Source organism: Rahnella sp. PAMC25617, assembly GCF_050606005.1.
Taxonomy (GTDB): Bacteria; Pseudomonadota; Gammaproteobacteria; order Enterobacterales; family Enterobacteriaceae; genus Rahnella; species Rahnella variigena.
In genome coordinates this window covers 1-367 of the sequence record NZ_JBOCUM010000201.1, presented here as the reverse complement: position 1 = coordinate 367, position 367 = coordinate 1, and the positions used below count along the sequence as shown (strand labels likewise).

General features: G+C 39.8%; 1 protein-coding gene. It reads right to left on the bottom strand.

Going from position 1 to position 367, the window contains the following annotated elements; genetic code table 11:
• The coding region (locus ACM615_RS24190; protein WP_431012677.1) for a hypothetical protein at nucleotides 1-367 on the bottom strand (367 nt) is incomplete at both ends.

The window sequence follows — 367 nt, the reverse complement described above, 5'->3', positions numbered from 1 at the left end:
CTGATGGTGTCTGTTCTGAAAATAGATTCCCATCCTGATGAAAGCATCCCGTAACGAATATCTCCCTCTACAGCCTGACCTTCTTCGCTAGTCAAAATTCTCGGGAATCTGCCGTTAAAAGTAGTGTAGAAAGGAGGGTCTTGCCATTTGAATTCCTTAAACTGTCCATTTCTCTTGATAAAGAATCTTAAGAAAATATTGAATTGGTTGGGGTTTTGTTTTACCCATACGGTGTCCTTTACAACCAGATTATTTATAATTGGATTTACTAACCAATCGATTGGGTTGTAGGATGGTGCCTCTGTAGGCCTAGTGCTGTACGTAATTAACTTTCCTTGGGAGTCTCTTTGGAAATCCACATCTTGAA